At 70.4% G+C, this 17,174-nt stretch carries 14 protein-coding genes; 9 read left to right on the forward strand and 5 right to left on the reverse strand.

The window, feature by feature from the left end; all coding sequences use genetic code 11:
• Nucleotides 1-7: 7 nt before the first annotated feature.
• Nucleotides 8-1,219, reverse strand: coding sequence for a family 16 glycosylhydrolase (locus ACLJPY_RS35360; protein ID WP_410595330.1), 1,212 nt, complete (start codon nucleotides 1,217-1,219; stop codon nucleotides 8-10).
• Nucleotides 1,220-1,864: 645 nt separating this feature from the next.
• The gene (locus ACLJPY_RS35365) at nucleotides 1,865-3,100 is read right to left on the reverse strand and encodes an ROK family protein (protein ID WP_410595331.1); all 1,236 of its coding nucleotides are present in this window, start codon (nucleotides 3,098-3,100) and stop codon (nucleotides 1,865-1,867) included.
• Nucleotides 3,101-3,233: 133 nt separating this feature from the next.
• Here ACLJPY_RS35365 and ACLJPY_RS35370 point away from each other — a divergent pair, with 133 nt between their 5' ends.
• From ACLJPY_RS35370 to ACLJPY_RS35405, 8 genes are all read left to right on the forward strand, one after another.
• Nucleotides 3,234-4,472 carry an ROK family protein gene (locus ACLJPY_RS35370; RefSeq protein ID WP_410595332.1) on the forward strand — a complete coding sequence of 413 codons (1,239 nt, stop codon included), beginning with the start codon at nucleotides 3,234-3,236 and terminating at the stop codon, nucleotides 4,470-4,472.
• A 204-nt stretch (nucleotides 4,473-4,676) separates the two neighbouring features.
• A complete protein-coding gene (locus ACLJPY_RS35375; protein WP_410595333.1) occupies nucleotides 4,677-6,347 on the forward strand; it encodes an ABC transporter substrate-binding protein in 1,671 nt (556 codons plus the stop codon).
• 17 nt (nucleotides 6,348-6,364) lie between these two features.
• Entirely contained in the window at nucleotides 6,365-7,432 is a 1,068-nt protein-coding gene (locus tag ACLJPY_RS35380) for an ABC transporter ATP-binding protein (RefSeq protein WP_410595334.1), read from the forward strand.
• A complete protein-coding gene (locus ACLJPY_RS35385; protein WP_410595335.1) occupies nucleotides 7,429-8,409 on the forward strand; it encodes an ABC transporter permease in 981 nt (326 codons plus the stop codon). Before ACLJPY_RS35380 ends, ACLJPY_RS35385 begins: the two co-directional genes overlap by 4 nt.
• Before the next feature lies 1 nt (nucleotide 8,410).
• Nucleotides 8,411-9,397 carry an ABC transporter permease gene (locus ACLJPY_RS35390; protein WP_410595336.1) on the forward strand — a complete coding sequence of 329 codons (987 nt, stop codon included), beginning with the start codon at nucleotides 8,411-8,413 and terminating at the stop codon, nucleotides 9,395-9,397.
• Nucleotides 9,397-10,386 (forward strand): ABC transporter ATP-binding protein, encoded by a 990-nt coding sequence (locus ACLJPY_RS35395; protein ID WP_410595410.1) that lies wholly within the window; start codon nucleotides 9,397-9,399, stop codon nucleotides 10,384-10,386. Before ACLJPY_RS35390 ends, ACLJPY_RS35395 begins: the two co-directional genes overlap by 1 nt.
• Before the next feature lie 35 nt (nucleotides 10,387-10,421).
• Entirely contained in the window at nucleotides 10,422-11,825 is a 1,404-nt protein-coding gene (locus tag ACLJPY_RS35400; protein WP_410595337.1) for a GH1 family beta-glucosidase, read from the forward strand.
• Nucleotides 11,826-11,941: 116 nt separating this feature from the next.
• Nucleotides 11,942-12,325, forward strand: coding sequence for a hypothetical protein (locus ACLJPY_RS35405; protein WP_410595338.1), 384 nt, complete (start codon nucleotides 11,942-11,944; stop codon nucleotides 12,323-12,325).
• A gap of 28 nt (nucleotides 12,326-12,353) precedes the next feature.
• Here ACLJPY_RS35405 and ACLJPY_RS35410 read toward each other — a convergent pair whose 3' ends face one another.
• Entirely contained in the window at nucleotides 12,354-13,499 is a 1,146-nt protein-coding gene (locus tag ACLJPY_RS35410; RefSeq protein WP_410595339.1) for an acyl-CoA dehydrogenase family protein, read from the reverse strand.
• A complete protein-coding gene (locus ACLJPY_RS35415) occupies nucleotides 13,496-15,838 on the reverse strand; it encodes a bifunctional salicylyl-CoA 5-hydroxylase/oxidoreductase (RefSeq protein WP_410595340.1) in 2,343 nt (780 codons plus the stop codon). Before ACLJPY_RS35415 ends, ACLJPY_RS35410 begins: the two co-directional genes overlap by 4 nt.
• Before the next feature lie 67 nt (nucleotides 15,839-15,905).
• Here ACLJPY_RS35415 and ACLJPY_RS35420 point away from each other — a divergent pair, with 67 nt between their 5' ends.
• On the forward strand, nucleotides 15,906-16,301 hold the full coding sequence (locus tag ACLJPY_RS35420; protein ID WP_410595341.1) for a RidA family protein: 396 nt from the start codon (nucleotides 15,906-15,908) through the stop codon (nucleotides 16,299-16,301).
• Here ACLJPY_RS35420 and ACLJPY_RS35425 read toward each other — a convergent pair.
• Nucleotides 16,288-17,130, reverse strand: coding sequence for a PaaX family transcriptional regulator C-terminal domain-containing protein (locus tag ACLJPY_RS35425; protein ID WP_410595342.1), 843 nt, complete (start codon nucleotides 17,128-17,130; stop codon nucleotides 16,288-16,290). The two genes, ACLJPY_RS35420 and ACLJPY_RS35425, sit on opposite strands and share 14 nt — an antisense overlap.
• Between the last annotated feature and the right edge of the window lie 44 nt (nucleotides 17,131-17,174).

Below are 17,174 nucleotides of genomic sequence, written 5' to 3' on the forward strand. Positions count from 1 at the left end.
CGGGCGATCAGGGAGTGGTCCACTTCTGGTTGGCGGTGCCGCCGCAGGTCCAGATCTGCAGGCGGGTGCCGTTCGCGCTGGAGTTGCCGGTGGCGTCGAGGCACTTGTTCGCGTTGGGGTTCACGATGTCCTTGGCGCCGGTCACGACCCACTGCTGGGCGCCGGTTCCGTTGCAGTCGTAGAGCTGCACCGCCGTCCCGTCCGCGGTGCCCGCGCCGGAGACGTCCATGCACTTGCCGAGGGCGCGGATGGTGCCGTCGGTGCCGACGGTCCAGTTCTGCGCGGCGTTGCCGTTGCAGTCGGTGATCTGGATCGGCGTGCCGTTGGCGGAGTTCGCGCCGGCGACGTCGACGCACTTGCCGCCGATGCCGGTGATGGTGCCGGTCCGGCCGCCGCCCTGGCTCGAGGTGTTCGTGACGTGCACGTAGTCGACGATCAGCTGCTGCGGGAACTGCGTGCTGCTGTTGGGGTCGCCGGGCCAGTACCCGCCGACGGCGAGGTTCAGGATGATGAAGAAGTTGTGGTCGTACACCCAGCGGTTGCCGTTGAGGTCCGCGGGTGTGCGCGTCTGGTAGAGGTTGCCGTCGACGTACCACTTGATCTGGTTGGGCGCCCAGTCGACGGCGTAGGTGTGGAAGTCGTCGGAGAAGTTGGGGCCGTTGTAGGCCGCGCCGATGCCGCCGGAGCCGGAGTAGCCGGGGCCGTGGATGGTGCCGTGCACGGTGTTCGGCTCGAACCCGACGTTCTCCATGACGTCGATTTCGCCGTCGGTGGGCCAGTTGCCGCCGCCGAGCATCCAGAACGCCGGCCACATGCCCTGCCCGCGCGGGAGCTTCATGCGGGTTTCGAAGTGGCCGTAGGCCTGGCTGAACTTGCCTGCGGTGTTGAGCCGGGCGGAGGTGTACTCGCAGCGGCCGTACCAGCAGTTGTAGTTGCCGGGGTTTTCCTTCTTGGCGGTGATGACGAGGTGGCCCTGGCCGTCGAGCTGGGCGTTGTTGGTGCCGGAGGTGTAGTACTGCCGCTCGTGGTTGTTGACGTTGTCGCCGGTTTCCAGCTGCCACTTCGACCCGTCGACGGCGGCGCCCGCGGGGCCGTTGAAGTCATCGGTGAAGGTGGCCGCGGCTGCGGCCTCGGTCGCTGTGAGGACCTGCTGCCCGGGGAGGAGCAGTGCGCAGGCGGCGAGGAGTGCCGCCCAGCGGGATTTCCTGGAGGTGGACATCGTTGTCGCCTCTCTCACCGTGGGGATCGGCGTTCCGCGCGCAGCACGGAACGCGGGGGAGGGGAGGTGGCCGCGCATGCCGGGGCGGCGGCAGGCGTGACCGGTCAGCCGTCGCTCGCGGTCCTGGGCGGGGCCGGACTTGGTGAGCGTCGGCGGGCACTTTGTTGTGCTTGGCAACAAAGTATGCATGGTCCAGACAAGCCGGGCAACACTCGCACGGGTCATTTTTTTCAACCCGAATTAAGGGGTGGTGGGGTGGAGGAGTTTGCGGTTCCCGCTCAGTGGAACGCGGTCTGCCGGGTGAGCTTTGATCCATCTCGGGTGATCTGCCGGACCAGTAGCTCTGGCTTCGCGTTCCTCCGGCACCCCGAAGCCGCCATTGTGACTACGGCCGGCGGCGCCGCGTCAAGGCGGGAAAGCGTGCCTTGACCCGGCGTCGCCGGCCGTGTTCTGGCTTCGGATCGGGGTGCCTGGGGAGGTGTGGGTTCTCGGCGGTGCCGGTTTTGGTGACCGCTGCCTGTTGGGTGCTCGGCAGGTGTGGGTCTTCGGCGGTGCCGGTTTTCGTGACCGCTGCCCGTTGGGCGTGTGGCGGGGCGGGCGGCTTGCGCCGCCGTCGTGTGTGTCCGGGCTTCCAGCTTCCTGGGCTTACGCCGCGTCCGACTTCGGGGCTCCCGGTTTGGCGATCCTCGATGTTGCTCCCTGGGCCAGCAGGTCCGCTACCGGGAGCGTTGCCGCTCCTGTGGCCACCGCGTCCAGGCCCAGTGAGCCCAGCTGGATCGATGTCTGGCTGAACGGGTGCTGCAGCGCGTGGTCGCCCGCCGCCTCGCGGATTCTCGGCAGGAGCTGCTCGCCCAGGGCCAGGCCCGCCCAGCCGCCGATCACTATGCGCTCCGGGTTGAACAAGTTGATCAGGTTCGCGATGCCCGCGCCCAGGTAGCCCGCCGTTTCGTCGAGCACCCGCGCCGCCGTCTTCGACTTCGTGGCCGCCGACAGCAGCGCCGAGAACTGGGCCTGCTCGTCCTCGCCCGTGATGTCCTTGCCGCGGGCGCGGCGGTAGCGCGCCAGGACCGCGCCCGCGCCGATGTACGCCTCCAAGCACCCTCGCGAACCGCAGCGGCACTCCTGGCCGCCGTACGCGATCGTCGTGTGGCCCCACTCGCCCGCGCTGCTCGTCGAGCCGCGGTACGTCGTCCCGTCCGTCACCACGGCCGCCCCGACGCCGGAGCCGATCAGCGCTATCACGGCGTGGCGGGCGCCGCGGCCCGCGCCGAACCACATCTCCGCCTGGCCCTGCGTCTTCGCGCCGTTGTCGACGAACAGCGGCAGCCCGACCCCCGCTTCCTGCAGCAACGCCGTCAACGGCACCGCGTCCCAGCCCACCGTCGGCGCGTGCACCAGCACCTGGGCGCCCTGCTCGACCGTGCCCGGCACGCCGATGCCGACGCCCAGCACACCCGATTCGTCGATGCCCGCGCTCGCGAACACCTCCCGCAGGCCGGACGTCACCTGGGCGACCGCGGTCGCCGCGTCGGGCGCCTTCGGGAGCGGGTGCTCGACCGTCGCCAGCCGGCTCATCGCCAGGTCGAACAGCTCCACCTTGACGCCGGTTTCGCCGATGTCGACGCCTGCGACGTGCCCGTACGCCGGGTCCACGCGCAGCAGCACCCGGGGCCGCCCGCCGTCCGACTCGACCTGGCCGGCCTCGGTGATCAGGCGTTCTTCACCCAGCTCGGCCGTCACGTTGCTCACCGTGGCGGCACTCAATCCGGTGAGCTGGCTCAGTTCGTGCCTCGACAGCGGGCCGTCGAAGTACAGTTTCGACAGCAGCAGGGATCGGTTGTGCCGCCGCAGATCGCGGACGGTGGTGCGCTTGCTCGCCATGGGCAACCCATCTGAACTTCTTACCGGCTCACTGACAGGATGCCTGATCACCGTAAGTTGTGGCTATGTATTAAGTGGTGAACTAAGTCCCGAACCCATGGTGGCGGGGCCGCGGTCTGGCAGAATCCTCCCGGTGACCCAGGTGGTGCGCCAGACGACCCGTGACCTCAGGCGGCACAACCGCGCGGCACTGCTCTCCTCGCTCTACCTCCGCGGTCCCGTCAGCAGACTGGAACTGGTAGCTGAATCGGGACTTTCGGCCGCCACCGTTACCAACGTCGTCTCCGAGCTCATCGCGGACGGCGTCGTGGCGGAGGCCGGATCGGTCGAATCGGACGGCGGGCGGCCGCGGACGCTGCTGGCCGTGCGGCCGGAGTTCGGGCACGTCGTGGGCGTGGACGTCAGCGAAACGCACGTCGAAGTCGGCCTCTTCGACTGCGCGCTCGGCACCCTCGGCACCGTGCGCCACCCGCTGGTCGGCACCCGGCTCGACCCGGACGAAGTGGCCGGGCTGGTGCGCACGGGCATCGCCGAGGTGCTCGACGGCGGCGACCCGGAGGCGGTGTTCGGCGTCGGCATCGGCGTACCGGGGGCGGTCCGCGACGGCGGGATCGTGCACGCGCCGACCCTCGGCTGGCGTGGGGTGGACTTCGCCGAGCTGATCGACCCGCACATCGAGGCGCTGTTCCCGGCGGGCCTGCCCCGGCCGGACGGCAAGTCGCCCCGGAAGCTGCCGGTCCACCTGGACAACCGGGCCCGCACGCTCGGCCAGGTCGAAACCTGGCGCGGGGCCGGCCGGGGCGCCGAACGCGCCATCGTCGCCCTCCTCGGCGTCGGGGTCGGGGCCGCCGTCGCGACGGCCGGGCGCTCGCACCCGGACATCACGACCAGCGAGTGGGGCCACACCGTCGTCAAGGCGGCCGGGGCGGCCTGCCGGTGCGGCTCCCACGGCTGCCTGGAGGCCTACGTCGGCACCGAGGCGGTCGTCCGCCACTACGCCGAGCGCGCCGGCATCGAACCGGTCATCGGGGACGAAAGCGACGGGGAACTGGCCCGGATCGTCGCGGAGGCGGCGGGCGGCGGCCCGGCCGCCGACGTGCTCGCCGAGACCGGCGAGTACCTGGGCATCGGCATCGCGAACCTGATCAACCTCCTCAGCCCCGATCGGGTGGTGCTTTCCGGCTCGGCCGGGGCGATCATGGGGCAGGCGATCCTCCCGGCGGTCCGGGACGCCGTCGGCCGGCACGCCCTCGGCTACCTGGCCGAGCGCACCGAAGTCGTCCTCGGCAGGCTCGGGCCCGAGGCGGTGGCGCTCGGCGCGGCGACCCTGCCGATCGCCGAACTGCTGGCGAACGGTGGCCGGACCGGCTGAAACCCTTGCGTCGCAGGGAGTACTTCGATCAACAGGTCCAGACCGCGCGTTCTTTCAGCACTTAAACTTAGGCACGAAATGTTACCACCGTGTTATTGACGTGACCGGAGTCACCCAGGTTGACTTCGGGACGTCGTTCGGTCGCCGGCGGTCGGGGCTCGCTACCAGTCGACAGCAAGTAGTCGTCGATGACTAGGAGGACCGATGCGAGTCAAGCGCGCAGTGGTCGCAGCGCTGGTCGCGGGTATGGCCCTGAGCGGCCTCACCGCATGTGGCAGCGGCAGCACCAACGCCGCCCAGAGCAATCCGGACGCCGTGTTGAGCGTCGGCAAGCCGGACGGCCCGCAGGCCGAGAACAACAACCCGTTCCTGGAGACGTCCGCCCTGTCGAACATGGGCTACCGGTGGATGATCTACGAGCCCCTGGTCATGCTGAACCGCGTCAAGCCGCAGGACCCGGGCAAGCCGTGGCTGGCGACCAAGTGGGACTGGTCGGACAACTACCGGAAGCTCGTCCTGACCGTCCGTGACGGCGTCAAGTTCTCCGACGGCCAGCCGATGACCGCCGAGGACGTCGCCTACACCTTCCAGCTGCTGCGCGACAACAAGGCGCTGAACGTCGACGCCGTCCCGTACAAGGACATCGCCGCGGCCGGCAACCAGGTCACGCTGGGCTTCGACAACTCGCAGTTCGTCAACCAGGTCAAGATCCTGCAGACGCTCGTCGTGCCGAAGCACGTCTGGAAGGACGTCAAGGACCCGGCGCTGGACCTCAATAAGAACCCGATCGGCACCGGCCCGTACACGCTGAAGTCGGCCACTCCGCAGACGATGATCGTCGTGCGGCGCGACAGCGGCTACTGGCAGGAAGCGCCGAAGGTGAAGGAGATCCGCTACACCTCCTACACCGACAACAACGCGCAGGTGAGCGCGCTGGTCAACGGGGCGGCCGAGTGGAGCTTCGTGTTCATCCCGAACTACAAGGCCGTCTACACCAACAAGGACCCGCAGCACTACAAGCTGTGGTTCCCGGCGCAGCTGGCCGTCCACGGCCTGTGGTTCAACACCGAGAAGGCTCCCTGGAACGACCCGAAGCTGCGCCAGGCGATCAACAAGGTGGTCAACCGCGACGACATCTTCAACCAGGGTGAAGCCGGCTACTTCTACCCGAAGAACGACCAGGTCACCGGCATCCCGACGCCGGCGGGCGACCCGTTCATCGCGCCGCAGTACAAGGGCCGGTCGGTGCAGGTCGACGTCGCGGGCGCCAAGGCGCTGCTGACCGGCGCGGGCTACAAGTACAACGGCGACAAGCTGGCCGACCCGAGCGGCAAGCCGGTGGCCATCAAGCTCACCGTCCCGTCCGGCTGGTCGGACTACATCACCGACCTGGAGATCATCAAGGACAACCTGGCGCAGCTCGGCATCACCGCCACGGTCGACAAGATGAACCAGGACGCGTGGATGAAGTCGGTCGACACCGGTGACTTCGAAGGCCTGATGCACTGGACCAACGACGGGCAGACGCCGTACGACATGTACCGCGACGTCATGGACGGCAACCGCTACAAGCCGACCGGCCAGGGCGGCATCAACGGCAACTACGGCCGCTTCAAGAACGACGAGGCGACCAAGGCGCTCGAGACCTACGCGAACGCCGAGGACGACGCCGCCCGCACCGCGGCCATGGCGACGCTGCAGAAGATCATGATCGAGCAGCAGCCGATGATCCCGACGTCGGCGGCCAACTCCGGCGGCGAGTACAGCACGAAGAACTGGGTCGGCTGGCCCGACGACGCCAACCCGTACGCGCCGGCCCAGCCGACGCTGCGCAACGCGCTCGACATCGTCCTGCACCTCAAGCCCGCGGCCTGACGATGGCGGATTCAGCCGTGACGACCGAGCAGTCCCCCTCCGACCCCGTCGCCGTCGGGTCGGAGGGGGACCTCCCCGTGGTCCTCGAAGCCGCGGGCCTCACGAAACACTTCCCGGTCCGCCGGCGCGGGCGCGCGGCGCTCACCGGGCCGCGCCGCAGCATCCAGGCCGTCGACGACGTCACCCTGACGCTCCGCCGCGGCCGCGTCACGGCCCTGGTCGGCGAGTCCGGTTCCGGCAAGTCGACGGTCGCGCGCCTGCTCGCGGGCCTGTACCCGCGCACCGGCGGTGACATCCGGCTGCACGGCGAGACGGTGGACGTCAAACACGGGCGGGCGTTCCGCGCCTACGCCCGCCGGGTCCAGATGATCTTCCAGGACCCCTTCGCCTCGCTGAACCCGGTGCACACCGTCCGCTACCACCTGACGCGGGCGCTGAAGATCCACGGCCGGGCGGGCGAGGACCTCGAGAAGTCGCTGCACGAGCTGCTCTCGCGCGTCCAGCTGACCCCGCCCGAGCGCTACATCGACAAGTTCCCGCACGAGCTGTCCGGCGGCCAGCGCCAGCGCGTCGCGATCGCGCGGGCGCTCGGCGCCGACCCGGAGGCGCTGCTGGCCGACGAGCCGGTCTCCATGCTGGACGTCTCGATCCGGCTCGGCGTGCTGAACCTGCTGCGGGACCTGAAGGAGCGCCTGCACCTGGCGATCCTGTACATCACGCACGACATCGCGTCCGCGCGCTACTTCGCCGACGAGACGATGGTGATGTACGCGGGCCGGATGGTCGAAGGCGGCGACAGCGAAACCATCACGCAGCGGCCGGCGCACCCGTACACGCGGCTGCTCATCGAATCCGCACCCGACCCGGACCGGATCGCGGGCGGCGCCGGCCCCGCCGAGACCCCGGCGGAGCGCGGGTCCGGCGAACCGCCGAGCCTGATCGACCCGCCGTCCGGCTGCCGGTTCCACCCGCGTTGCCCGGTGGCGATGGAGCGGTGCACGACCGACCTGCCGCCGCGGTTCGACGTCGGCGACGCGCCCGGCCACTGGGCCGCGTGCTGGCTCTACGACGGGGCCGCCCGATGAGGTACCTGCTGCAACGGCTGGTCTTCTACGTCTTCACGGCGTGGGCCGCCGTCACCATCAACTTCTTCATCCCGCGGCTGATCCCGGGCGACCCGGTGCAGTCGCTGATCGCGAAGAACCAGGGCATGATCAGCGCGGACGCGATCCAGTCGCTGTACGTCCTGTTCGGACTCGACAAGAACGAAAGCCTGATCTCCCAGTACTTCGACTACTGGGGCCAGCTGTTCCGCGGCGACCTCGGGATCTCGTTCACGTTCTTCCCGACGCCGGTGTCCGACCTGCTCGGCGACAGTCTGCCGTGGACGATCATCCTGGTCGGCATCACCACGGTCGTCGGCTTCGCGGTCGGCACCGGGCTCGGCGTGGTCGCCGGCTGGAAGCGCGGCTCGTGGGTCGACGGCCTGCTGCCGGTGACGACGTTCCTTTCGTCGATCCCGTACTTCTGGCTCGGCCTGATCGCGCTGACGCTGCTGGCCGGCCCGGGCAGCTTCTTCCCGTCGTCCGGCGGCTACGACCCGGGCACGGTCCCGGGCTGGGACCCCGGGTTCATCGGCAGCGCGATCCAGCACAGCCTGCTGCCCGCGCTGACCATCCTGATCAGCTCGATGGGCAGCTGGATCCTGGGCATGCGCAACATGATGGTCACCGTCGCTTCGGAGGACTACGTGACCGTCGCGCACGCCAAGGGCCTGCCGGAACGCCGGGTGATGGTCGGGTACGCCGCCCGCAACGCGCTGCTGCCCAGCGTGTCCGGCTTCGCGCTGGCGCTCGGGTTCATCGTCGGCGGCACGCTGCTGGTGGAGATCGTCTTCTCCTACCCCGGCGTCGGCTACCAGCTGTTCCAGGCCGTCGGCTCGCAGGACTACCCGCTGATGCAGGGCATCTTCCTCATCATCACGCTCTCGGTGCTGGTGGCGAACCTGTTCGCCGACGTCGCCTACCTGGCGCTCGACCCGCGCACCCGGAAGGAGGGCTGACATGGCCGTACCCGCGGCGGACGTCAAGGTCGCCCAGGCCCTCCCGCTCGAAGCGGTGGCCGCACGCCGGCGCCGCTTCCGGTTCCTGACCGGCGGCAAGACCGGCACCGGCCTCGCCGTCATCGTCTTCTTCCTGGTGATCGCGGTCATCGGCGACTGGATCGCGCCGTACGACCCGTCGGCGCGCAGCAGCGACCTGCTGGAGGCGCCGTCCGGACGGCACTGGTTCGGCACCACGCACCTCGGCCAGGACATCTTCAGCCAGGTCGTGGTCGGCACGCGCAGCGTGATGCTGGTCGGGCTGGCCGCCGGGATCGTGGCGACCATCCTCGCGGTGATCGTCGGCGTGACGTCCGGCTACCTCGGCGGCACACCGGGCGAAGGCCTGTCCGCGCTGTCCAATGTGTTCTTGGTGATCCCCGCGCTGCCGTTGATCATCATCATCGGCAGCGCGGTGCCGACCGGCGGCGACATCCTGGTGGCGGTGATCATCGGGTTCACGTCGTGGGCGTGGGGCGCGCGGGTGCTGAGAGCGCAGACGTTGTCACTGAGAGGCCGGGAGTACGTCGAAGCGGCCCGGGCGACCGGCGAGTCGACGTGGCGGATCATCTTCTTCGAGATCCTGCCGAACCTGACCGCGGTGATCGCCTCCAGCTTCGTCGGCACGGTGATCTTCGCGGTGATGTCGGAGATCACGCTGGCGTTCGTCGGCGTCTCGGGACTGTCCAACTGGAACTGGGGCACGATCCTGTTCTGGGCCCAGAGCCAGCAGGCGCTGGCCCAGGGCGCGTGGTGGTGGTTCGTGCCGGCCGGGCTGGCGATCGCCATCCTGGGCACGGCGTTGTCCCTGCTCAACTTCGGCATCGACGAGTTCGTCAGCCCGCGGCTGCGCGGCAGCGGCAAGTCCCGCGTCAAGGGGGCCGACGGGCGGACGCATCGGATGCGCGTGGGCTTCACGCCCGTGCTCGGGCGGGAGGAACGGCCGTGATGGACCCGGTGCTGGAGATCAAGGGCCTGGACGTCGACTACGGCGTCGGCGACGAGGCCGTCCGGGCGGTGCGGGACGTGCACCTGACGCTGCACCGCGGCGAAGTCCTCGGCCTGGCCGGGGAAAGCGGCAGCGGAAAGTCCACTTTGGCCTACGGGCTGACGCGGCTGCTCGCGCCGCCGGGCGTGATCCGCGGCGGCGAGGTCATCTACCACCCCGCCGACGGCGAGCCGTACGACGTCCTCCGCCTGACGGACAAGCAGCTGCGCGACTTCCGGTGGGCCGAAACGTCCATTGTGTTCCAGGGCGCGATGAACTCGCTGAACCCGGTGCACAAGGTCGTCACGCAGCTGGTCGACGTCATCAAGGCGCACGAGCCGAAGTCGACGAAGGCGAGCCGGGTGGCGCGGGCGCGCGACCTGCTCAAGCTGGTCGGCATCTCGGCCGACCGGCTGGAGGCGTACCCGCACCAGCTGTCCGGCGGCATGCGCCAGCGCGTGATGATCGCGATGGCGCTGGCCCTGGAGCCGCGGGTCGTCATCATGGACGAGCCGACGACCGCGCTCGACGTCGTCATGCAACGGCAGATCCTCGGCCAGCTGGTCGAACTGCGGGAGCGGCTCGGGTTCTCCGTCCTGTTCATCACGCACGACCTTTCGCTGCTGGTGGAGTTCTCGGACCGGATCGCGATCATGTACGGCGGCCGGATCGTCGAGCAGGCGCCGGCGGCGGACCTCTACCGGGACGCGCTGCACCCGTACAGCCACGGTCTGCTGAACTCGTTCCCCGCGCTGCGGGGACCGCGGCGCGAGCTGGCCGGGATCCCCGGCTCGCCACCGGACACGCGCGGGATGCCGTCCGGCTGCGCGTTCCACCCGCGGTGTCCCAAGGCTTTCGAGCCGTGTCCCGACCGCGTGCCGCTACTGGGCACGCCGGGCGACCCGGCGCGCGAAGTGGCGTGCTGGCTGCACCCCGTCGCCACTTCCTGACCGCCGGTGTCCGAAACCCCTGGAGGAGAGCCGCCTTGACCGAGACCACAGCCGCGACCGCCGAGCAGCAGGCGCTGATCGACACCCTGCCGCCGGACTTCCGCTGGGGCGTGGCCACCGCCGCGTACCAGATCGAAGGCGCGGTCGCGGAGGACGGCCGTACTCCGTCCATCTGGGACACTTTCTGCCGGGTGCCGTGGGCGATCGACAACAACGACACCGGCGACGTGGCGTGCGACCACTACCACCGGATGCCGTCGGACATCGAGCTGGTGCACGAGCTGGGCGCGGACACGTACCGGTTTTCCGTGGCGTGGCCCCGGGTCCAGCCGCGCGGCCGCGGCGGCGTCAACGAGGCGGGCATCGGGTTCTACGACCGGCTCGTCGACGAGACGCTGAGCCGCGGGATCACGCCGTGGCTGACGCTGTACCACTGGGACCTCCCGCAGGAGCTGGAGGACGCGGGCGGCTGGCCGGCGCGCGACACGGCGTACCGGTTCGCCGACTACGCGATGCTGGTGTTCGACCGGCTGTCCGACCGGGTGCGCCACTGGACGACGCTGAACGAGCCGTGGTGCTCGGCGATGCACGGGTACGTGCACGGCGTGATGGCACCGGGCCGCCGTGACTACGCGGCCGGGCTGCACGCGGTGCACCACCTGCTGCTCGGCCACGGGCTGGCGGTGCAGCGCATGCGCGAGGCGGCTCCGGCGGACACGCAGTTCGGCATCACGCTCAACATGTGCACGGCCGACCCGGCGACGGACTCCGCGGAGGACGTCCGCGCGGCGCGCCAGGCGGACGGCCTCGGCGTCCGCATCTACCTGGACCCGCTGGTCCACGGCCGCTACCCGGCGGACGTGGTCGACGACCTGGCGGCGCGCGGAGTCCGCCTCCCGGTCCAGGACGGCGACCTCGACGTGATCTCGGCCCCGCTGGACTTCCTGGGCGTGAACTACTACTTCGGCCAGCAGTTTTCCGGAGTGGACGAATCGGGTTCCACAGTGGACGCGGACGGCGCCCCGGCCTCGCGCGTGGTCCCGTTCGGCGAGCCGACGACGGCGATGGGCTGGGAGATCCTGCCGGGCAAGTTCACCGAGCTGCTGACGCGCCTGGGCCGCGACTACCCGGGCCTCCCGATGTACATCACGGAGAACGGCTCGGCGTTCGACGACGACCCGGACTCGTCGGGTTTCGTCCGCGACGATTCCCGCACGGCGTACTTGGCGTCGCACATCGCCGCGGTGGCAGCGGCCCGCCAGGCCGGCGCGGACGTGCGGGGGTACTTCGCGTGGTCCCTGCTGGACAACTTCGAGTGGGCGTACGGGTACGCGAAGCGGTTCGGGTTGATCCGGGTGGACTACGAGACGCAGGAGCGGACGATCAAGCAGAGCGGGTACTTCTACCGCGACACGGTCCGCCGGGTCCGCGGCAGCTGAGTTCACGCCGGTCCGGCGCCCGAACGCGGTCGTGCGTGTTCGGGCGCCGGGTATTCCGGTTGCCGGCGCCCGGGCCCAGGAGCGATGCTGGGGGCTCGGGCGACGAAGGAGGGCGCGTGGGGCTCACGTTGTTCCCAGGAGACGGCGATACCGGCAGTGCGGACGTCTCCTGGTCCTACAACAGCTTCCACGCGTTCCGCCGGTGGCTGGCCGCGGTCGAGGGTTTCGCCCTGGACGACATGCACGGCTTCGGCGGCGAGCGCCCGTGGGCGGGTGTCGCCACCACGTTGGCCCCGCTCCTCGACCATCCCGACGACGGAGGTCCCGACCTCACACCGGCGCAGTGCGCCGCGCTCCTGCCCCGCCTGCGGGAGATCGCCGACGAGCCTCGCGGCGGAAGCGCCGATCCCCTTCTCCGGCGGCACGGAGATGACGCTCGCCGGTTGGTGGTCGTCCTGCAGCTCTGCGTGGACAAGGGCGTCGACCTGGTCTTCGGGTGAGCCCTGGTTGCTCAGCCCGTGGTACCCCTCACGGCCTCCGGGAGGTCAGCCAGCGCGCGATGATCGTCCGCTGGATCTCCGACGCGCCCTCGTAGATGCGCGGGGCGCGGACCTCGCGGTACAGGTGCTCCAGCAGGTGCCCGCGCCGCAGCGCGCGGGCGCCGTGCAACTGCACCGCCGAGTCGACGACGAACTGGGCCGCCTCCGTTGCGAACAGCTTCGCCATCGCCGCGCGGCCGCCGAGGTTCGGCTCGCCCGCGTCGTACGCGCTCGCCGCCGCGTAGACCAGCAGGCGGGCCGCTTCCGTGCGCGTGGCCATCTCCGCCAGCGTGTGCGCCACCGCCTGCTGCTTGATCAGCGGGCCGCCGAACGCCTCGCGCGAACCCGTGTGGGCCACCGTGGCGTCCAGTGCGGCCTGGGCCATCCCGACCGCGAACGCGCCGACGCTCGGGCGGAACAGGTCCAGCGTCCGCATCGCCACCGCGAACCCGCGGTTCTCCTCGCCGAGCAGTTCCTCACGCCGCACGGGAACGCCGTCGAACGTCACCGTGCCGATCGGGTGCGGGCTGACCAGGTCGAGGTGCTCGCCGCCCAGGCCGGGGCGGTCGGCGGGGACGACGAACGCGCTCACCCCGCGGGCGCCCGCACCCGGCGTCGTCCGGGCGAACACCGTGTAGAAGTCGGCCTCCGGGGCGTTCGAGATCCACATCTTCGACCCCGTCAGCCGCCAGCCGTCGCCGTCGGGCTCCGCGGCCAGCGAAAGCGCGGCCGCGTCGGAACCGGCATCCGGCTCGGTCAGCGCGAACGCCGCGACCGCGTCGCCCGCCGCCACCGCCGGCAGCCAGCGCGCCACCTGTTCGTCCCTTCCGGACTGCAGCACCGGGTAACTTCCCAGCCCCTGCAGGGCCAGCGCCGTCTCGGCCTCCGTGCTGACGGTGGCGAGGTTCTCGCGCAGGATGCACAGGTCCGTCGCCGCGGCCTGCCGTGACGGCGTGCCCGAGCCGACGCCGGGGAAGAGCCGCGCGAGCAGGCCGAGCGCACCCATCGCCTTCAGCAGCGGGCGGTTCACCGCACCCTCCACACCGGACTCGGCGAGGGGGAGCAGCTGCTCGGCCGCCAACCTGCGGACGTCGGCGGCGAAGGCCTGCTGAGCGGGATCCAGTGCGAAAGTCATGACGAAGCTCCCGGTCGCCAGCGGGCGTGGGCGGTACCGGCCGGACCGGACCGGACGAGGTCGAGACGCGGCTCCGGCCCGTCGGAGCGGCCCGTCTGCGGTTTGCGGCTGCCCGCGGCGAACGGCTTCGGCCACGGCATCGGGTAGCCCTGCTCGGCCGCTGCGTGCAACGTCCACTGTGGATCGTACAGGTGCGTCCGGCCGAGCGCGCAGAGGTCCGCGCGACCGGCCAGGATCAGCGAGTTGACGTCGTCGTAGGAGGAAATCGCGCCGACCGCGATCACCGCGATCCCGTACTCCTCGCCGATTTCGTTGCGGATCCGGTCGGCGTACGGTGTCTGGTAGCTGCGGCCGTACTGCGGGCGCTCTTCGCTGACGACCTGCCCGGTCGAGACGTCGATGCCCGCGGCGCCGTGGGCAGCGAACGCGCGCGCGATCTCGACGGCGTCGTCGGCGTCGATGCCGCCCTCGCACCAGTCGGTCGCCGAGATCCGGACCGTCATCGGCCGGGAATCCGGCCACACCGCCCGCACCGCGTCGAAGACCTCCAACGGGAACCGCAGCCGGTTCTCGAGCGAGCCGCCGTAGGCGTCCGTGCGGTGGTTGGTCAGCGGCGAGAGGAACGACGACAGCAGGTAGCCGTGCGCGCAGTGCAGCTCGAGGACGTCGAACCCGGCGCGAGCGGCCGCGCGAGCGCACTCGGCGAATTGCGCACGGATCTCCGCAAGATCCGTTGTGGACAGTTCCCGCGGCACCTGGTTCCGCTCCGAGTAGGGCAACGCGGTCGGCGCGCAGACCTCCCAGTTCCCGTCCGCGAGCGGCTCGTCGATGCCGTCCCACATCAGCTTGGTCGAACCCTTGCGCCCGGAGTGTCCCAATTGGACGCCGATCCGCGCCGGTGTCTGCGTGTGCACGAAGTCGACGATCCGCCGCCACGCCGCTTCCTGTTCCGGGGTGTACAACCCGCCGCAGCCGGGGGTGATCCGGCCTTCGGGGGAGACGCAGACCATCTCGGTCATCACCAGCCCGGCGCCGCCCAGGGCCTTGCTGCCGAGGTGGACGAGGTGGAAGTCGCCCGGCACGCCGTCTTCCGCGGAGTACATGTCCATCGGCGACACCACGATCCGGTTCGGCAGCTCCAGCCCGCCCAGGGAGAACGGCTGGAACATCGGCGGCCGCGACGTCGTCCCGAGCGAGCGGGCGAACCAGTGGTCGAGCTCGGCGGCGAACTTCGGGTCGCGCAGACGCAGGTTGTCGTAGGTCACGCGGCGGCTGCGCGTCAGGATGTTGAACGCGAACTGCGGCGGCTCCTGGTGGGCGTACTGCGCGATGTTCTCGAACCACTCCAGGCTGGCCTGCGCGGCCCGCTGCGTCGACGTGACGACCGGCCGCCGTTCCAGCTCGTAGGCCTTCAAGGCGGCCGAGACACCGTCGTTTTCGTGCAGGCACGCGGCCAGCGCGAGCGCGTCCTCCATCGCGAGCTTCGTGCCGGAGCCGATCGAGAAGTGCGCGGTGTGCGCCGCGTCGCCGAGGAGGACGACGTTCTCGTGCACCCACGTCTCGCAGCGGACCGTCCCGAACGAAACCCACTTCGAGTTGTTCGCCATGACCTGGTGGCCGTCCAGGACGTCGGCGCAGAGCTCGCGGATCAGCGCGATCGACTTCTCGTCACTCTGACCCGGCGGCAGCGACGTCGCGGCGACGGGGCCGAACGTCCGCTGCCAGACGTCCTCGGATACCTCGAGGATGAACGTGCTGCCGTCGCGGCCGTACGGGTAGCCGTGGATCTGCATGATCCCGGCCGGCGTCTCGAGGACGTAGAACTTGAAGGCGTCGAACACGAGGTCCGTGCCCAGCCAGATGTACCGGCACCGGCGCGTCTCGACGCTCGGCCGGAACGTCTCGGCGTACCGGGCGCGCACCGCCGAGTTGACGCCGTCGGCCGCGACGACGAGGTCGTAGCCTGCCAGGTCCGTGGGCGCCTCTTCGCGGAAGTGCAGGCCGACGCCGAGTTCGGCGCACCGGCTCTGGAGGATGCCGAGCAGGCGCTTGCGGCTCATCGCGGCGAAGCCGTGGCCGCCCGAGGTGGTGACCGTGCCGCGGTAGTGGACGTCGATGTCGTCCCACCGCGCGAATTCGGCCTTCATGGCTTCGTGCACCGCCGCGTCGGCGTGCTCGATGCCGCCGAGCGTCTCGTCGGAGAACACGACGCCGAAGCCGAAGGTGTCGTCCGGCGCGTTGCGCTCCCAGACGGTGATTTCGTGGCCGGGCCCGAGCTGTTTCGCGAGCGCGGCGAAGTACAGACCCGCCGGGCCGCCACCGATGACCGCGATACGCACGCCGTCCAGGGTATGTCGTGGTGGCTACGACCGTCAATGATGCGATAGATGGCGTACCGTGTCCGGCATGGAACGCATCAACCCGCCGGAGCTGGGCAAGCCGTCCGGGTTCTCGCACGCGGTGGTGGCCGAGGGCCGGGTCGTCTTCCTCGCCGGGCAGACCGCGCTCGACGCGTCGAACAGGATCGTCGGCGACGGCGTCGTCGCGCAGTTCGAACGCGCGCTGGGCAACCTGCTGGCGTCGCTGCGCGCGGCCGGGGGCACGCCGGCGGACCTCTGCAGCGTGACGATCTACATCGTCGACATGGCCGATTACCGGGCCAACGCGCGCGAGATCGGCCGGGTCTGGAAACGGCTCGCGGGTACGGAATACCCGGCGATGGCAGGAATCGGCGTCTCCCGGCTGTGGGACGAGGAAGCCTTGGTCGAGGTGCAGGGCTTCGCGGTGCTCAGCCGAGGTTGATCGCCTTGGCGACGTACGCGCGGGCCGGCGTCTCGAGCTTCGCGTGCAGCGCGAAGAAGAGCTCGGCCGCGCGGATGCCGGACCAGCCGGCCGGCAGGAACTCCGCCGGCAGGCCCGGGTCGAGGTAGGGCATCCGCCGCCAGCCGCTCAGCACGCGGACGTAGTCGGCGAAGGCCTGCTCTTCGGTCACGGACTTCCGGCGCAGCGCCGGGCCGTGCTCGTCGAGGAACGTCGTGTACAGCTCGTCCAGCCGGTCGAGGTCCCACCAGTCGCGGACCTTCGCCGCGACGTCGCCGAAGGCGAGGTGGTCGGCGCGGAACAGGTCGGCGTACCCGGCCAGGCCCAGCCGGGTGAGCGCTTCCTCGGTCGCCGCGTGCAGGTGCGCCGGGGCGATCCAGACGCCGGAGGCCGCGGTGCCGAACCCCATCCGAGCCAGCTGCGTGCGCAGCAGGTGGCGCTTGTGGCGCTCGGTCTCGGGCACCGAGAACACCGCGAGCAGCCAGCCGTCGTCCGCGGTCGCGCGCTCGCGGCGGAAGATCCGCTCGTCGCCCTCGCGCAGGATTTCCCGGGCTTCGTCGGACAGCTCGTACCCCGCCGTCGCGTCGCGGCGGACCGCCTCGAGGATCCCGCGCCGCTTCAGCCGGGAGATCGACGATCGCACGGCGGGCTCGTCGACGCCGACGGCGGCGAGCAGGTCGATCAGCGAGGCGACCGAGAGCCAGCCGCCTTCGGTGCGCGAATAGAGGCCGTACACCGTCACGATGAGCTGGCGAGGCTGGGCGGACCGGCCGGAGCCGTCCAGTTCGGTTGCCTCGGGTACGGCCGTCATCGCGCCACGATAGCAACAACCGCCCCGATCGCTCCGCTACGATT

The sequence above is a fragment of the Amycolatopsis sp. lyj-23 genome, assembly GCF_046549135.1.
Lineage (GTDB): Bacteria > Actinomycetota > Actinomycetes > Mycobacteriales > Pseudonocardiaceae > Amycolatopsis.